The 16,069-nt window shown below is 38.8% G+C and carries 15 protein-coding genes; 4 read left to right on the top strand and 11 right to left on the bottom strand.

What is annotated here, in order from left to right; all coding sequences use genetic code 11:
- Window positions 1-3: 3 nt before the first annotated feature.
- From D017_RS02295 to purK, 3 genes are all read right to left on the bottom strand, one after another.
- Window positions 4-2,031: a M3 family metallopeptidase gene (locus D017_RS02295; protein WP_035334464.1), complete on the bottom strand. Its 2,028-nt coding sequence runs from the start codon at window positions 2,029-2,031 to the stop codon at window positions 4-6.
- Window positions 2,032-2,283: 252 nt separating this feature from the next.
- Window positions 2,284-2,766, bottom strand: coding sequence for a 5-(carboxyamino)imidazole ribonucleotide mutase (gene purE, locus D017_RS02290; protein WP_035337860.1), 483 nt, complete (start codon window positions 2,764-2,766; stop codon window positions 2,284-2,286).
- Between the two features lie 10 nt (window positions 2,767-2,776).
- On the bottom strand, window positions 2,777-3,940 hold the full coding sequence (gene purK / locus D017_RS02285; RefSeq protein WP_035334463.1) for a 5-(carboxyamino)imidazole ribonucleotide synthase: 1,164 nt from the start codon (window positions 3,938-3,940) through the stop codon (window positions 2,777-2,779).
- 249 nt (window positions 3,941-4,189) lie between these two features.
- Here purK and D017_RS15160 point away from each other — a divergent pair, with 249 nt between their 5' ends.
- From D017_RS15160 to D017_RS02265, 4 genes are all read left to right on the top strand, one after another.
- Window positions 4,190-5,305: an adenylate kinase gene (locus D017_RS15160; RefSeq protein WP_081804619.1), complete on the top strand. Its 1,116-nt coding sequence runs from the start codon at window positions 4,190-4,192 to the stop codon at window positions 5,303-5,305.
- A 52-nt stretch (window positions 5,306-5,357) separates the two neighbouring features.
- Window positions 5,358-6,356: a GTPase ObgE gene (gene obgE / locus D017_RS02275; protein ID WP_035334462.1), complete on the top strand. Its 999-nt coding sequence runs from the start codon at window positions 5,358-5,360 to the stop codon at window positions 6,354-6,356.
- Window positions 6,357-6,420: 64 nt separating this feature from the next.
- Window positions 6,421-6,945, top strand: coding sequence for a DUF4136 domain-containing protein (locus D017_RS02270; protein WP_035334461.1), 525 nt, complete (start codon window positions 6,421-6,423; stop codon window positions 6,943-6,945).
- 46 nt (window positions 6,946-6,991) lie between these two features.
- Window positions 6,992-7,954 carry a tetratricopeptide repeat protein gene (locus D017_RS02265; protein WP_035334460.1) on the top strand — a complete coding sequence of 321 codons (963 nt, stop codon included), beginning with the start codon at window positions 6,992-6,994 and terminating at the stop codon, window positions 7,952-7,954.
- On the opposite strand, the gene D017_RS02260 is transcribed toward D017_RS02265, so the two are convergent.
- From D017_RS02260 to D017_RS02225, 8 genes are all read right to left on the bottom strand, one after another.
- Window positions 7,951-8,688, bottom strand: coding sequence for a M15 family metallopeptidase (locus D017_RS02260; RefSeq protein WP_035334459.1), 738 nt, complete (start codon window positions 8,686-8,688; stop codon window positions 7,951-7,953). The two genes, D017_RS02265 and D017_RS02260, sit on opposite strands and share 4 nt — an antisense overlap.
- Complete coding sequence (locus D017_RS15315) at window positions 8,685-9,650, bottom strand: GNAT family N-acetyltransferase (protein ID WP_051583778.1); 966 nt, start codon at window positions 9,648-9,650, stop codon at window positions 8,685-8,687. The genes D017_RS02260 and D017_RS15315 overlap by 4 nt, the downstream gene beginning before the upstream one ends.
- Entirely contained in the window at window positions 9,650-9,931 is a 282-nt protein-coding gene (locus D017_RS02250; protein WP_035334458.1) for a GNAT family N-acetyltransferase, read from the bottom strand. Before D017_RS02250 ends, D017_RS15315 begins: the two co-directional genes overlap by 1 nt.
- A gap of 67 nt (window positions 9,932-9,998) precedes the next feature.
- Entirely contained in the window at window positions 9,999-11,147 is a 1,149-nt protein-coding gene (locus D017_RS02245) for a T9SS C-terminal target domain-containing protein (protein ID WP_035334457.1), read from the bottom strand.
- A 4-nt stretch (window positions 11,148-11,151) separates the two neighbouring features.
- Window positions 11,152-11,805 (bottom strand): hypothetical protein, encoded by a 654-nt coding sequence (locus tag D017_RS02240; protein ID WP_035334456.1) that lies wholly within the window; start codon window positions 11,803-11,805, stop codon window positions 11,152-11,154.
- Between the two features lie 3 nt (window positions 11,806-11,808).
- Window positions 11,809-12,537, bottom strand: coding sequence for a hypothetical protein (locus tag D017_RS02235; protein WP_035334455.1), 729 nt, complete (start codon window positions 12,535-12,537; stop codon window positions 11,809-11,811).
- A gap of 6 nt (window positions 12,538-12,543) precedes the next feature.
- A complete protein-coding gene (locus D017_RS15555) occupies window positions 12,544-13,812 on the bottom strand; it encodes a collagen-like protein (protein WP_081804618.1) in 1,269 nt (422 codons plus the stop codon).
- A 21-nt stretch (window positions 13,813-13,833) separates the two neighbouring features.
- Window positions 13,834-16,069: hypothetical protein (locus D017_RS02225; RefSeq protein WP_035334454.1), on the bottom strand; the 2,236-nt coding region annotated here is incomplete at its 5' end.

The raw sequence follows: 16,069 nt of genomic DNA, 5'->3' as shown, positions 1-16,069 counted from the left end.
AACTTAAATAAGTCCTGCACGTCGTAATAATGCTTCTGGTTTAGGCTCTTGACCACGGAAACGTTTATACAATATCATAGGGTCCTCTATTCCTCCTTTTGAGAGTACGTGATCCTTAAACTTAGCTGCCACATCTTTGTTAAAAATCCCTTCTTCTTTAAAGTATTCAAACGCATCTGCATCTAGTACTTCTGCCCATTTGTAGCTGTAATATCCAGAAGAATACCCTCCTTGAAAGATGTGTGCAAATGCTGTACTCATACACGTCTCTGGAGTGTCAGGATATAAAGAAGTATCTCCAAATGCTTTTGTTTCAAATGCTTTTACATCCTTAATCTCACTCGGGTCTTGACCATGCCAAGACATATCGAGTAAGCCAAAGCTTAGTTGGCGCAGTGTTGCCATTCCTTCTTGGAAGGTAGCAGCATCCTTTATTTTTTGAACTAAATCCATTGGGATTACTTCACCGGTCTCATAATGTGTTGCAAAAAGCTCTAAAGCTTCTTTCTCATAACACCAATTCTCTAGTACTTGACTTGGTAACTCAACAAAATCCCAGTATACAGAAGTTCCTGAGAGGCTAGGGTAGGTAGTATTTGCAAGCATACCGTGTAGCCCGTGTCCAAACTCGTGAAAGAGCGTAGTTACCTCATTAAATGTAAGTAGTGATGGTTTGCTAGGTGTAGAAGGAGTGAAGTTGCATACATTAGATATATGCGGGCGATCATTTATACCATTCTCAATTTTCTGTCCTTTAAAAGAAGTCATCCACGCTCCACCACGCTTTCCTTTACGTGGGTGGAAATCTGCATAGAATAGCGATACATAGTTGCCATCTGCATCTGTAACACGATAAGTTTTCACCTCTTTGTGGTAAACATCTACATCATATACTTGTTTAAACTGAAGTCCAAACAATCGTGTCGCAATTTCAAAAACTCCGTCAATTACATTTTCTAACTTGAAATAAGGTTTGAGTTGCTCGTCATCTAGGCTAAAGAGTTTTTTCTTAAGCTTCTCAGCATAATACGAACCATCCCACTTTTCTAAGCGGGCGATGTTATCAAGCTCATTTGCAAATTTTTCTAGTTGTTCAAATTCTTTCTGGGCAGCAGGTTTTGCTTTTTCTAGCAATTCGTTTAAAAAGTTTATTACTTTTTCTGGCGTTTTTGCCATGCGCTCTTCTAGTACAAAATGTGCGTGTGTAGCATACCCAAGTAACTGTGCACGCTCATGACGTAGATTTGCAATCTCCAGCGTGTTCTTTTGATTATCGTGCTCGTTGTTTTTAAATGCTCTACTCCCAAATGCAAGTGATAGCTCCTTACGTAGCTCACGATTATCTGCATACTTCATAAACGGAATGTAGCTAGGGTAATCAAGTGTTACTACCCATCCATCTTTTTCTCTAGAGACTGCTTCGGCAGCAAATGCTTCTTTTGCACTATCAGGTATTCCTGCTAGGTCTTTTTCATCGGTGATGTGCAGCTCGTAGCTGTTTGTTTCGGCTAGAATGTTTTCGCCAAAACTCAGTTTTAATTGTGCTAGCGCAGTATCAATTTCGCGTAAGCGGGATTTTTTATCCTCTGGTAAGTTGGCTCCATTTCGAGAGAAACTCTTGTATTTTTTATCGAGAAGTGTTTTTTCTTCTACGGTAAGGTCTAAACTGTCTTTTTGAGCGTATATATCTTGAATTCTAGCAAATAACTGCTCGTTAAGAGTAATGTCATTGTTAAAAGCTGTAAGCAGTGGAGAAACTTCTTGTGCTATTTTCTGAATAGCTTCAGAGGTTTCGGCGCTATTTAAGTTAAAAAAGATACTTGAAATACGATCTAGTTGCTGTCCTGCGTAGTCTAAGGCTGCGATGGTATTTGTAAAAGTAGCAGGCTCGTCGCTGGTAGCGATATCGTCTATTTCTTTACGACTTAAGCGTATTGCTTCTTCAAAGGCTGGCTTAAAATGCTCGTCTTTAATTGAAGAAAAAGGAGCTTCATCAAAATCTTGTAATAGCGGATTGTTTGTAAGCGACATGGACTTTTAATTTTGTAATTTTTTGAAAACATGTACTTTATCGAAAAAAGTAGTGATGTTGTCGATAAATAGAATGAATTTTTTAAGTTTGTTTACATAGAAAAAAACTAGAGTACTTTCACTTTAGTTTAAAACGATATTTCCCCCATCAATGTGTAGAAAAGGTTTGGTTAATATTTAGAATGGTTAATAAATACGTTATCATTTCCCAGTATACTGCATTGTTAGAGACCACCTTTTAGGTGGTCTTTTCTATGTAATGCTTTTTGCACCTTCTATAACCTTCTGCTTAAGCCCTTCTTTATAAGCTATTATTTTATCTTGTACTGCGCCATCTCTAGCCCCTAGAATCTGAGCAGCAAGAATACCTGCATTTTTTGCTCCGTCTAGCGCGACAGTTGCAACAGGTACACCTCCTGGCATTTGTAATATGGAAAGGACAGAATCCCATCCATCTATAGAGTTACGAGATTTTACAGGAACACCTATTACTGGTAGTGGTGATAATGATGCTACCATTCCAGGTAAGTGTGCAGCACCTCCAGCCCCAGCTATAATCACATTAATACCGCGAGTATGGGCATTTTTACCATAATCAAAAAGCTTCTCTGGTGTGCGGTGTGCGCTCACAATATCTACTTCTGTATCAATATTCATTTCTTTTAAGAAGTCTATAGCTTCTTGCATTACTGGCAGGTCGCTAGTGCTTCCCATTATGATTCCTACTTTCATAATATCTAATTTTTTATTGTGCAATTACACGTATGTTTTCTTTAACCTCTTGAGCTACTTGTCTTGCCTTTACAAGATTGTGATTTACAATGGTAACGTGTCCCATCTTACGGAAAGGTCTTGTTTCCTTCTTGCCATAAATGTGTGGTGTTACACCATCCATTGCCATAATTTGTTCTATGTTCTTATATTTTACTGCGCCTGTATGTCCCTCATCACCTACTAGATTTACCATTACAGATGCTACTTTACTATCTGTGTTTCCTAACGGTAAGTCTAAAATAGCTCTAAGATGTTGCTCAAACTGATTTGTAAAACTTCCCTCTATACTATAATGACCACTATTGTGTGGTCTAGGAGCCACTTCATTTACAAGAATCTCATCATCTTCTGTTTGAAACATCTCAACAGCAAGCAGACCTACATGGCCAAATGCTTTTGAAACCTGCTCTGCTATTGCGCGAGCTTTATTTGCAACATTCTCATCTATACGAGCGGGGCAAATTACATACTCCACTTGGTTTGCTTCTGGGTGAAATTCCATTTCTACCACAGGGTATGTCTTTACTTCGCCAGATACACTACGAGCTACAATTACTGCAAGCTCATTTTTAAATGGGATCATTTTTTCGGCGATGCATGGTACTTGAGGTAGGTGGTCTAAATCTTCGGCGGTTCTTACAACAGAGACTCCTTTTCCATCATATCCTCCCGTGCATGATTTCCAGATAAATGGAAACTCGATATCACTTGATGCTGTGTTTAAGTTTTCTTTTACCGCTTTCGCGAAAGCGTACTTTGTATACCCCGCTGTTGGAATATCATGTTGTGCATAAAAGTCTTTTTGTACTCCTTTATCTTGTATGTTACGCAACACAGATGGCTGCGGAAACACTTTTACCCCTTCTTTTTCTAGTGCTTCAAGGGCATCTATATTTACACTTTCTATCTCAAAGGTAAGTACATCTACTTTTTTGCCAAAAGCGAGTACCGTGTCATAATCCATAAGACTTCCTTGCTCAAAATGATCACAAGCAATCTTGCTAGGAGCATCATCACTAGGGTCAAGCACATATGTCTGGATATCATATTTTCTAGTGTCATAAAGCATCATCTTGCCGAGCTGGCCACCGCCTAAAATTCCAAGTTTAAACTGTGAAGAAAAGTAGTTTGTCATAATATTAAATCCCTCTCAAGGGGTTTTATGTGCAGACCTATGAGATCTAATTAAAAGTTATTTCTTTGATCAAACACAGCAGACTAACCACCAAAGCTCGATTTTTTATAGCATCTAATTACTGTTTTCAAAAGTACAAATTTCCTTAGGATGGAGTTTGAGAAGTGGTTTAAAAAACTCCTTTTGATATTTGGGTTTTGGGTTTGAGCAAATTGTCATTTCCTCTTGGTATCTTTGCCCTTTGTTATTATGAAAAATACCATCACACTACACGACCTCTCGTTTGAGGAATTTATTACAAAAACAAATGTGCAACATGCCGTAAATGGTGTAGCTGTGCGTCTTAATGAAGATTACAAGGGTAAATGCCCTGTCTTTCTTACAGTGCTTAACGGCGCATTTCTATTTAGCTCAGAGCTTATTAAAAAGTTTGATCATGATTGTGAATTGAGCTTTATTAAGGTAGCGAGTTATGAAGGAACACAGCAAAGTGATGAGATTCATACCGTAATGGGAGCAGAACCATCACTTAAAGGACGCGATGTGATTGTGGTAGAAGATATAGTAGACTCTGGAAACACTGTTGAAACCATCATAAAAATACTTAAAGACGAAGAGGTTGCTTCTTTTACGATAGCATCCTTACTTTATAAGCCAGCGGCTTATAAAAAGCCTTATAAAATAGATTATATAGGGCTAGAAGTACCTAATGATTTTGTAGTAGGATATGGTCTAGACTATAATGGTCTAGGACGTAATCTTACATCCATTTATAAACTTAAAGAATCTACAATGACTAATCTGGTTTTATTTGGCCCTCCAGGTGCCGGTAAAGGAACACAAGCCGAAGTTTTAAAAGAAAAGTATAATCTAGTACATATAAGTACTGGAGATGTTTTTAGATACAACATTAAAAATGCTACAGAGCTAGGGACCTTAGCAAAATCATACATTGATAAAGGACAGCTTGTTCCAGATAGCGTAACTATAAAAATGCTTAATGCAGAGGTGGAGAAAAATGCCGATGCTAAGGGATTTATTTTTGATGGTTTTCCTCGTACAGAGGCACAGGCAGAAGCACTAGCAGAATTACTTGAAAGTAAGAATACTGAGGTTTCTGGAATGGTTGCTTTAGAGGTGGATGATGAGGTGCTAGTACAACGTTTACTAGAAAGAGGTAAGACTTCTGGGCGTGCAGATGATGCAGATGAGGCAGTGATACGCAACCGTATTAAAGTATACTATGCAGAAACTGCTATCTTAAAAGGATACTACGAGAAGCAAAATAAGTATCACGGAGTTGATGGCGTGGGTACAGTAAGTGAGATTACAGACAGATTAAGTAAGGTGATTGACACCTTATAAAAAGTACTAGTGTACTTATATATTATTAAAGAAATTAAAGGCTAGCCGAAAGATGACAGAAGGAAATTTTGTAGACTACGTTAAGATTCACACAACCTCAGGAAATGGAGGTTCTGGATCTGCGCATTTACACCGTGAGAAGTTTATTGAGAAGGGTGGCCCAGATGGTGGTGATGGAGGTCGTGGAGGTCATATCATTATCAAAGGAAATAGTAACCTGTGGACACTCATACACTTAAAATTTAAGAAACACCTGCGTGCCGGTCACGGAGGTAATGGTGCAAAATCAAGATCTACGGGTCATGACGGAGTAGATGAGTATATCGAGGTGCCACTAGGAACAACTATTAAAGACACAGAAACTGATAAGGTGCTTTTTGAAATCACTGAAGACGGTCAAGAGTTTATTGCCGCTAGAGGTGGTATGGGAGGTCGTGGTAACTGGCACTTTAAAAGTAGTACTAACCAGACTCCTAGGCACTCACAGCCAGGAATAGACGGTTATGAGGTACACCTTACTTTAGAACTTAAAGTGCTTGCAGATGTAGGTCTTGTAGGGTTTCCTAATGTAGGAAAATCTACATTGCTCGCGGCAATCACAGCGGCAAAGCCTAAAATTGCCAATTATGAATTTACTACACTTAAGCCTAACTTAGGTATTGTGGCTTACAGGGATTTTAGATCTTTTGTAATGGCAGATATTCCTGGTATTATAGAAGGAGCTGCAGAGGGTAGAGGGTTAGGACATCGTTTCTTACGTCACATAGAACGTAACTCTACACTGCTGTTTATGATTCCTGCAGATGCAGATAGTATTGCAGAGCAGTATGAGGTACTTCTCAACGAGCTTCAAAAGTACAATCCAGAATTACTTGATAAAAGCAGACTCATCGCAATCACAAAAAGCGACATGCTCGATGAAGAACTTAAAGCAGAAGTCTCTGAAGAGCTTGATAGAGAACTTCCAATTCCATACTTATTCATCTCTTCTGTTGCACAACAAGGTCTTGTAGAGCTTAAAGATGCATTGTGGAAAATGATGAATGAGTAGTTAAGAACTGTTTAAATACAACAATCTGCATAATCCTTTGTTATCTTTATACAAAACAAAGGATATGCGGTTTTTTTTATGTCTTATCGTCTCATTAATGCTCACTAGCTGCGGGACGATGTATGTAGATTATGATTACGATACTAAGAAAGATATTGCTAGTTATAAAAATTACGATTACGACTTCTCTGAGCCATCGGGCTTATCAGAGTTTGACGAGCGTAGATTCATAAAATATACAGATAGCATATTGCAGTCTCGAGGTTTTGTAAAAACGCTAGAAAATGATATTTTCATCAAAATAAAAACTGACGAATTTGAGACTAACTCTAGAAACACCATTGGCGTAGGTCTTGGTGGAGGTGGAGGAAATGTTGGAGTTGGCGTAAGTGGTGGGATTCCTATAGGAGGAGCCGAAAGGCACTTACAGCTTATTCTTACCATTTATGAAGCTCAAAATACGCAAGCTACCTTATGGGAGGCAACGAGCGAGAGCGATGTAAAGGTAAAAGCATCTCCTGAGAAAAAGGAAGCTCATTTTAAGAAGCTTGCCGAAAAGATTTTAAGTAAATATCCACCTCAGAAGTAAATCAGTTTTGGCATCATATTGGTATATATTTGATAAAAATTTGAAAATGATAAAATGGATTCTCTTATTGTGTTTTCCTCTTTTTGTGGTAGCGCAAAATGATACCGCTTTCGCGAAAGCGGAAACTCTTTTTAAGAAAGAACAATATCAACAAGCAAAGCCATTTTTCAAAACATACTTATCTACGCATCCCACTCATGCAAAAACTATCGAATATCTAGGCGATATAGAAGGCTATGCCGAAAACTGGAATGAAGCAATATCATATTATGAGCAACTAGTTGAGCAGTCTCCTAAGAATGCAAACTATCATTATAAATATGGTGGTGTGATGGGTATGAAAGCGCTAGCGGTAAATAAATTGAGAGCGGCGACCATGATAGGTGATATAAAGAAGTCGTTTGAAACGGCCGCTTCACTAGACCCAAAACATATTGAAGCCAGATGGGCGCTTATTGAGTTTTACATCCAGTTACCAAGTATTATAGGTGGAAGTGAAGATAAAGCCATGAAATATGCAGATCAGCTTGCAAATATATCACCAGTAGACGGGTATCTAGCGCATGGGTATATTGCAGAATATAATGATCGTCCTAATGATGCAGAGGTGAATTATAGAAAGGCAGTTCAAGTAGGTGGTTCTGTAACCTGCTACCAAAAATTACAGGAGCATTACGAAAAAAACAATAAACCAGAAGATGCACTTGCTACAGTGCAGGCTGCTCAGAGCAAGCATAAGGAAGATAATAGATTGCATTATCAGTTTGGAAAAATCGCTGGTCAATACGGTATAGGCCTAGATCAAGGAATATCTTGTTTACATAAATATATTGATAATTATACAGCCAAAGACGGAGTCCCAAAAGACTGGGCTTACTTGCGTCTAGCGCAGATTTACAAGCATAAAGGAGATAAAATAAAAGCACAGCAATGGATAGGCAAAGCCTTAGCTAGCCGCTCTGACTTTAAGGAAGCATTGCTAGAACGCAAGGAGATCCAGTTGCTTTAAGTGAGTAAAGCTGGATTAATATCCATTACATTATCCTGAAGATAGCGATCTATAAACGCCTCTGTAAAATGCTCACTTCCTAATAGTTTAGCCGATTGTAATTTGTTTTTAATAGGCAACTCTTGATATTTCTTAAGATAGTTAAGGGATAAGCTTTTAAAACTGTAATGCCAAGGCTCATAGTTAAAACCTTTACGATTTTGGTCATCTGTGTAGACCAAGTAAAAGCCGTAGGTATTTGCGTTCTTATCCATCCATTCTTTAAACTTGCAGAAGGGACCATTGCCATGAAATTTAGATGGTACGAGTAGTCCTCCAGAAACTTTTGGAGTGGCGTCTACAATATCTATATCTGTGCCCCAGTGATGTCTTGAAGTTCCAGGGATGGTAGAGTATTTAATTATTTTTTCAATTGCCGCAGTAGGTTTGAGTCCGCTTTCGCGAAAGCGTTTGTACTTGCGTTCCCAGATTCTATTTTGGTGGTTATAATCTCTATAGCTAGATACTACCTGGAATTTGATTCCTTCCTTAAGCGCCGCACTTTTCATCTCTTCATAAGCAACCGCAGCTTCCGGCCGAAGTCGGTATGCTGAGGTCTTAGTAAGAAGTGGAGCACCTTTACCAAGTAATTCATCTTCAGAAATACCTTGAAAAATTGAAGTCGTTGCGGGAAGTGGGAGGGAAGCAGCAACGGCTCCTAGTAATGTTAATTTTGAAAATGTGCGTCTGTTCATATTAAGTCTTTTTTCATTCTAACATGAGGGCCTACTTGCGGAATATCAAATTGTTCTCCTATCATAGTATAGCCTAGATTTTTATAAAAGTCTAGTGCTACCGTACGAGCGTTAAACCATAAGATGGTGCGTTTTCTTCCCTTTAAGATTTCTTCACCCTTATTAAGTATTTGTGCGGCTATTCCTTTATTGCGATATTCTGGTAATACAGCCATTCCTCGTAAACGTGTTTGGACGCCTGTAAATGCCTCATGAGTGTCTTCCATAAAGCTTGCTACACCAACAATGGTGTGCTTATGATACATACCTAGGTGAAAGGTAGAAGCTTTTTCATCTGCCTCCATATATACATCTTTAAGTGGTCTTCCAGCTCGTAAAACTGGATGTCTTACCGGCCAAGTATCTTGAGCAACAATTTCCCGAAGCGTGTAATCCTCATTGTCTAGACGATATAAGATTGAAGGATTATTGTCGTAATCAATTTTCTCTATTTCAATCATGTTGCATTTCTCTAAAACCTTGCGAGATTGTGCATTATCTACATGTGCGTGGGCAATTAGAAATGGTAGTTGTAGATTAGAAAAAGCATAGCTTATACAACCTCTGGCACTTTCTGTAGCATATCCTTGCTTCCAGTATTTTTTATAAAATCGAAAACCTATATCTACTGCTCCTTTTTCTTTGTGAAGCTTAAGCCCACACCATCCTAAAAAAGCATCATCTTCTTTTCTAATCACAGCATATCTCGCTAAAGATTCTTTTGATGAATTTTTGGTTGCTTTAATAGTGCGCAACCTAATATATTCACATACGAAATCTTGGGCTTCCTTGAGACTCTTGAATGCCCTATCTCCAGTATATTTAATGACCTCTGGATCATTATTCATTGCATAAAGATGCATAGCATCTTTATAGGTAAATGCTCTTAAATACAAACGTTCTGTTTCCAGAATAGAAGTCATTAAGCAAGCACGTCTTTAAATTCTGGGTTACGATCAAATTGAACCTCTGCAAACGGACATAGCGGATTTATTTTAAGATTATGTTCTCTTGCAAATGCTACTGTACGAGCAACAAGTTTTGATGCATAACCTTGCCCTTCTTGTGGGATTTTTGTCTCTGTGTGGTCTATAGTAATAACAGAGTTGTCATCTTTAGAGTATGTGAGTTCAGATATAATACCATTTTCACCCTTTATGTAAAAGACACCTCTATCCTCTCTTTCTTTATGCTGTATGGTCATCACTTTTTTATTTAAAAATATAAATAAAGCGCAAAGCAGCCTAACAAAGTCCGTTTTTGGGAAATATTTAGCGATTTATATAAAATGCACCTGCTAGATCTTTTTGATCTTTAAGTTTGAGTACATAATAGTAAGTTCCCACTGGCAGTTTATCGTCTTGAGACACAGTTGCCCTTCCCTGTGAGGTTCCATCAAAAGAGTTGTCGTAGTTTTTCATCGAGAAAACTTCTACACCCCATCTGTTAAAAATAAATAGTTCATTGTCTGGACTGGTAGCTAATCCTTCTATGACAAAAGTTTCATTAATCCCATCACCATTAGGAGAAAAGAAAGTGTAAACATTTATAGAGCTTCCTCCTCTCAAAACAGACCCAAGCGTAAGCGCAGAAAAACCATTTGGTTCAAAAATGTCAGATGTAATCTGGCCATTAGTTTCATTTCCTGTAATCTGTGTATTTCCTAAGTCAACCCATCTATTTAGAACTTCAGAGAAGCCCACAACTCGTAAAGACTCAATGCCGTCTGCAAGTACTGGTACTTGTGTTTCTTCATCCCAAGTAAGCCTAGCTTGTACTGGTAGCGTACCATTTAAATCCCAATATTCATTAGGATCAATAATAGATAATGTATTTTGAAAAGAATCCCTATCAAAAGATCCAGAAAGCGTACTTGGAGTATTAGGATCTTCAAAGAAATATGCTGCTTGATACACGTCCCCAGCAGGATCTAGAGGGACTACTGTGAGTTGGCGTATTTTAAAATCATCACCTATAGGGAAGTCAAACTCTAGATTACCTTGATTTGTAACATAACCGTCCACATGGTTGTCATCACTTTCTCCTAAGTAAATTGCATCATTAGTAAAGTCAAGATTAATTCCTAAGTCTTCTCTTGGGGTTGTGATTCTCCCGTTTATAAAATCTAAAAAGTTTGTAACACCTACAGAGACCTCAAAGTTGAGATCTTCTGGAACATCTACCTCCATGTTAAAGAAAACAGGTTTATTGTTTCCTAAAATAAATAGTTCTTCGTCTTGGTTGTAAAAACCCGCTAGACCTAAATTATTATCAAAGTCTCCGTCATTCACAAGATCACCATGAAAGCCTATTGATCCACTTTGATGAATCTGAACATTACCAAAATTATGTGCGGTGTCTTGCGCTTTCGCGAAAGCGAAACCACAACAAGCCATGATTATTATTAATATATTTTTCATTGTATTACAATTTCGTTATTGACGCGTTTGTGAATACTGCATTGAGGCTAGATCCTCCAGCGTTAATCACATATTGAAAATTTATAACATCTCCTGTGCTCAAAGCGTACGTTATGGTGCCGGATGATCCCCAATAATCTTGGCCCGTTAATGTGACAGAGCCTCTAGATAAATATCCTATAAGAGAATTATTACGGCGTGCTGCCAAAATGTATTTAGTGTTGCCTATGGGCATATTGCTAGTGGATAGAGATGCAGATATTGCATATATTCCATCTTGCTCAATTCTGATTTTGCCTGTACCAACTACAGTAAATAAACCTCCTTCGTTTGCTTGTATGTGTGATGCATTAATAGGCATGTCAAAGTAAGTGTTATTAGCGGTGGTAAGTATTCCAGACCCTCCATTTCTATTGAGGATTATACTTCCTCTAGATGGTGTACTCATTTCTTGCCATGTAGCGCCATCATAAATTTTTGCAATTTTTTGGTCACTGTCATAAGCCATAACACCGGCTTCTGCGCCAGTCGTATTATTTATTTCTGCTGTCGTACCATTATTCAATTTTAATAGTAATTGTGGATTTAATGTTTGCGCTTTCGCGAAAGCAAAAAATAAAAAAAAGCAAGCTGTAATATATAGGGATATTTGTTTCATACTTTATTTATATGCCGTAAAAATGACTAGTAATGCTTCATTATTTACATCTCCAGGTTGAACGTCTACTAATGGGTTAGTACTATTTGCGGTCACTATACCATCTGTATAATTTACAGTAATAGTAAACCCATCTGCAGTAAATGATGTAAATGCTCCTTCTATTTTTCCGAGACTACTTCCATTCTGGTCACCATAACGTATACCTATACAGTTGCTACTGCTGGCATATCTAGAGTTGTCATTTATAGAATTTCCGTGTCCTCCAGAATACATCACTTGTTGCGTTATTGTGCCGTCATCATCTCTTGCAAACCCTTTCATTGACCCAAAAGAGTTGTCAATACCTCTATCATTGTCTCCTACGCCATTATCAGAATCAATATCCCGACTCTCCACATTTGCTGCTGCCGAGAAGGTTACCTGTGATGGTGTAAATGGAATGTCGCTTACTGTTACCACTCCTTCGCCAGAGATGATAAACCATCCAGTGTATATATTCTTCTCTGTAAGAAGTTCCAAAAACCCATTATTTGTATATTCAAAAATCCTATTTTCATCTGTATTATAAACCAGCATACCAATCTCTAAATCTGCCGGATCGTATGCGTCAATTTCTAACTGTGATGCCTTCTGTACATTAACTAAATATGAAGGATCTGTGGTTTGCGCTTTCGCGAAAGCGTAAACAAAAACAAGAAGTATAGTTATATATAAAGGGTTGTTTTTCATAGTTTTTTATTCGTAGGCGGTAAATAACACAATAACAGACTCATCAAGTATGTCATCACTAAAAGCAGGGCCTCCTGTTGTTCCTATGGTATAAGTTACATTAAGATTAAAACCTGTAGCCGTAAAGCTCGCTAGAGATGCTGAGATAACACCTAGATTATTACCGTTATTGTTAGTATATCTTAAGCCTATACATTGCGTGTTATTTGCATATCTAGATATGTTATTAATAGAGCTACCACTTCCGCCAGAAAAAATAACCGCTTGTGCAATAGGACTACCTGCTCGAGCAAACCCATTCATTGCGCCAAACGTATTTTCTAGCAATCCAGTATTATTTGCTCCTAGCGCATTATCGTCATTAATATTAAATGTCCCTATATTAGGATGCGCCTTAAAAGTAACTTGCGAAGGCTCAAAAGGGATACCTGTGATACTCTGGCTATATGTTCCAGTGGTGGTTAATGTGCTGTTGTCTATAATAAAAAATCCGGTGTATGCTCCTGATGGTCCTACGGGTCCCTGTGGTCCTTCTACTCCTTGAGCGCCTGTGGGTCCAGCTGGTCCTTGAGGTCCTACAGGGCCTTGTGCTCCAGTAGGTCCAGTAGGTCCTGTTGCGCCATCTGCTCCTGCTGCACCAGTAGGTCCCTGCGGTCCAGTATCTCCTTGCGGGCCAGTGGCACCTGTCGCTCCGTCTGCACCGGCTGGTCCTTGCGGACCTGTAGCCCCAGTCGCACCGTCAGCTCCTTTTGGACCTATAGGTCCTTGCGGTCCAGTTGCGCCCGTTGCTCCGTCTGCGCCTGCTGGTCCTTGCGGTCCAATTGCACCTGTTGCTCCATCTGCACCTGCTGGTCCTTGCGGTCCAATTGCACCTGTTGCTCCATCTGCACCTGCCGGTCCTTGCGGTCCAGTTGCACCCGTTGCACCATCTGCGCCTGCTGGTCCCTGTGGACCTACAATTCCTACAGTGACAGCGGTGTTGTTTTCATTTGTGTACGTAGCCGTACCATTACCATTATCTACAAAAGTAGTTACTGTTTCAGATACATCGACATCGGTTAGTATTACTAAAAAGCCTGATGTCGTATATTCGAATATTCTATTTACATCTGTATTGTATACTAGCATACCTATTTCTAGATCTGCCGGGTCATAGGCATCAATTTCTGATTGAGATGCCTTTTGGATGTTTACTAATAGGGCAGGGTCTGTGGTTTGTGAATAACCGACACTGCAAACTAACATTAAGATTATTATGTTTATAAATTTTTTCATTTTAGAAAAATTTAGAAATAATTAGTTGGTAAAGAATGATACACAAGAACAGGCGCCACCAAATGTAGTGCCTTGGGGTGAAGGTTGATCACCACTAAATGTTACAGGATCATTATTAGATGGCAACGGATCTATTCCTGTAATAAGATGATTGTAAGTTCCATCTCCATTATCCTCAGAAGTTACCGTAAAGTTTATAGGACCTTGATTCGAGGATGCTGTTAAATTAGCAGGTAAATTGGCATAAGGTCTGTCTTCAATTAATATTTCAAAGGCTGATCCTGCATTAGCATTTCCAGGGTTAAAATTAATAATGAAAGTATTAATGTCTGCAAAGTTGTTTGCATTAATACTTTGGTTTTCCGTAAGGGTAGGAGAAGCAGTATTAGTAGGAGTTCCTCCTCCTGTTCCTCCTGTTGCCGTAGAGCCACCATTCCCAAAACCTGGAAGACAGATAACACTAAACATAAACTCTGAGTTAAAATCTGCACGGTCAGAACCTCCATTGTCATTATCTCCTACATTTACTTTAAAACCATCGCTTTGTTGATCATAATAACTAATGTTGGGATCATCGTTTCCTACGCCTAATAAATCTGTAATAGTAAGCTGAATAACATAGCTTGAGGTCCCAAGGTCATTATCAAAAGTAATTTGATAATCTCCAGTATTGATTAAACTAGCAGTTGCATTAAATCCAGCCACTGCCGATCCTCCAGCAGCAATCTTTCCAGCTGCACAAATAGTAGGTCCAGCAAAGAATGCACCACCATCAGTACCCACGCTTAATTTGTTATCTGCATCTGCACTTACTACTTGTGCTTTAAATTCATCTCCTGCTTCATCTGTGTAAGTGATTTCTCCTGTTGCCGTAGCATCTGTAGTAGTAGGGGTGTCGTCTTGAGCGAAAGTTGTTACTGTTTCTGCTGCGGCATCTGCCCATTCTGTGCCTGTTGCAGTAGCTGTGAGTACTTGTCCTGCTATTCCAGGTAAATCATTTTCGTCAAGAACAGGGCCGTCTAAGTCTAGTGTTTGGTTAACTATCACCACAGTGTTGCCTGTTGTTTCTTCATCAATTCTTAGAGCTTCAAAACCTCCAACAGTAAGACCTATTTCGTCTGCGGCTGGACTGTATATTCCAGTATTTGTATCATCTGTAAATCTATAAGAAGGCTCGCCGGCATTACCATCAGAATTTAAAAATCCAGCAGAACGAATTGCTCCTGATACTTGTAGCTTGTTATCTGGTGTATTTGTACCAACTCCCAATCTATTATTTGCAGCATCCCAAAATAATTGGTCATTATCTTCAGTAGGAGTTTCGTCTGCTCCTGCAAAGAAAATAGAGCCTTCAGTTCCTGTATGTTCGAGCGAACTTAAATCTACTGGATTTGGGGTTCCAGTTTCATCTATGTATTCTAACTCGTTTGTAGTGTCGTCAAAAGTTATTGACGTTACTGTCTCTTCAATAGCAAAAGAAGTAGCACCTTCATTATTGTAGGTTCCGATAAGATTTTTGTTGGTGGCTGCATTAAGATTACTTATGGTAGTCGCAGTCTCGTTGATGGCAAAAGTATTACCTTCTTCATTATTATATGTTCCAATAAGGTTTGTGTCTGCTGCGGTATTTAAGTCTGTTACATCAGTTACAATATCTGCTGCTGGTTGTGCTACAAATAATGATCCATCTGTGCCAGCAATTAGTGCATTGTTTGTATCTCCTGATATTAGTTTTATATCTGTATTTGTTGCGTCTTCATTTGCATATGTAAGAGCTCCTGCAGATATTGCTAATTCAGTTATTGTTTCATTAATGTTTACTGGAGTTGCTGCTGGATCTTCGTTAGTGTAGGTAGCAATGGTATTTCCTGTTGCTGCTGTTGCCGTTACTGTTGTTACAGTTTCGTTAATAGCAAAAGGATCTCCTTCTTCATTGTTATAAGTTCCGATTAAGTTTCCTGTAGCGTTAAGGTCCGTCACATCTGTTACGACATCTGCTGCTGGTTGTGCTACAAATAGTGCTCCATCTGCTCCTGCAATTACTGCGTTGTCTGTATCTGTAGAAATCAAGTTTACGTTTGCATTTGTTGCATCTTCATTTGCATATGTAAGTGCACCTGCTGCTATTGCTAGTTCTGTTACTGTTTCGTTAATTTTTACTTCTGTTCCATCTGCGTTTGTTACTGTTGCGATAGGGTTACCAGCAATAGCGTCTGTGATAGCAACACCGGTAGTATCAATAATTACATCAGACCCA

The sequence above is a fragment of the Dokdonia sp. PRO95 genome (assembly GCF_000355805.1).
Lineage (GTDB): Bacteria > Bacteroidota > Bacteroidia > Flavobacteriales > Flavobacteriaceae > Dokdonia.
The sequence above is the reverse complement of the archived record's forward strand: the minus strand, read 5'-3'. Positions and strand labels throughout refer to the sequence as shown.

Bases quoted from the DNA above. Each gene is read 5' to 3' on its own strand.
- D017_RS02295 (WP_035334464.1), bottom strand. From the start codon at position 2,031: ATGTCGCTTACAAACAATCCGCTATTACAAGATTTTGATGAAGCTCCT.
- purK (WP_035334463.1), bottom strand. From the start codon at position 3,940: ATGACAAACTACTTTTCTTCACAGTTTAAACTTGGAATTTTAGGCGGT.
- D017_RS15160 (WP_081804619.1), top strand. From the start codon at position 4,190: ATGAAAAATACCATCACACTACACGACCTCTCGTTTGAGGAATTTATT.
- obgE (WP_035334462.1), top strand. From the start codon at position 5,358: ATGACAGAAGGAAATTTTGTAGACTACGTTAAGATTCACACAACCTCA.
- D017_RS02270 (WP_035334461.1), top strand. From the start codon at position 6,421: ATGCGGTTTTTTTTATGTCTTATCGTCTCATTAATGCTCACTAGCTGC.
- D017_RS02265 (WP_035334460.1), top strand. From the start codon at position 6,992: ATGATAAAATGGATTCTCTTATTGTGTTTTCCTCTTTTTGTGGTAGCG.
- D017_RS02260 (WP_035334459.1), bottom strand. From the start codon at position 8,688: ATGAACAGACGCACATTTTCAAAATTAACATTACTAGGAGCCGTTGCT.
- D017_RS15315 (WP_051583778.1), bottom strand. From the start codon at position 9,650: ATGACTTCTATTCTGGAAACAGAACGTTTGTATTTAAGAGCATTTACC.
- D017_RS02250 (WP_035334458.1), bottom strand. From the start codon at position 9,931: ATGACCATACAGCATAAAGAAAGAGAGGATAGAGGTGTCTTTTACATA.
- D017_RS02245 (WP_035334457.1), bottom strand. From the start codon at position 11,147: ATGAAAAATATATTAATAATAATCATGGCTTGTTGTGGTTTCGCTTTC.
- D017_RS02240 (WP_035334456.1), bottom strand. From the start codon at position 11,805: ATGAAACAAATATCCCTATATATTACAGCTTGCTTTTTTTTATTTTTT.
- D017_RS02235 (WP_035334455.1), bottom strand. From the start codon at position 12,537: ATGAAAAACAACCCTTTATATATAACTATACTTCTTGTTTTTGTTTAC.
- D017_RS15555 (WP_081804618.1), bottom strand. From the start codon at position 13,812: ATGAAAAAATTTATAAACATAATAATCTTAATGTTAGTTTGCAGTGTC.